This window comes from Kocuria sabuli (genome assembly GCF_040981185.1).
GTDB lineage: Bacteria > Actinomycetota > Actinomycetes > Actinomycetales > Micrococcaceae > Kocuria > Kocuria sabuli.
Genome location: NZ_JAVHZE010000108.1, coordinates 1 through 536 on the forward strand (window position 1 = coordinate 1; position 536 = coordinate 536).

The window sequence follows — 536 nt, forward strand, 5'->3', positions numbered from 1 at the left end:
TGGTCCTCCCAGGCCACCCTGAGCGCCCTCAACAACTCCGGCACCACCGGCGAGGTCATGGTCGACGTCCACGGCACCGAAGCCACCGTCACGATGAACGTCTCCGGTGCAGCCGAGACCTTCATGGACGGACCCTTCCCGCACGCCCAGCACATCCACATCCACGGCCAGGGCACCTGCCCCGGCCCCGAGGCCGACACCGACGGCGACGGCGTGGTCAACACCACCGAGGGCCACCCCTCCTACGGCATGATCGGCACCTCCCTCACCACCGAGGGCGACACCAGCCCCGACTCCGGCCTGGCCGTGGAGCGCTTCCCGGGCGGATCCGCCTACTCCTACGAGCGCACCTTCGAACTGGACGCCCCCACCGCCGAGGCCCTGCAGAGCGGCACCGCGGTGATCGTCGTCCACGGCGTGGACCCGACGCTGATGCCGGCCGCGGCGGCCGAGAAGATGTCCGACCTGGACCCGGCGCTGCCCGCGGCCGCGACCCTGCCGGCCGCCTGCGGCACCCTGACCGCCGCCCAGATGGG

General features: G+C 72.6%; 1 protein-coding gene. It reads left to right on the top strand.

The window, feature by feature from the left end:
* Window positions 1-536 (top strand): hypothetical protein (locus tag RE027_RS18150; protein WP_368809695.1); only part of this gene is annotated, 536 nt, incomplete at both ends.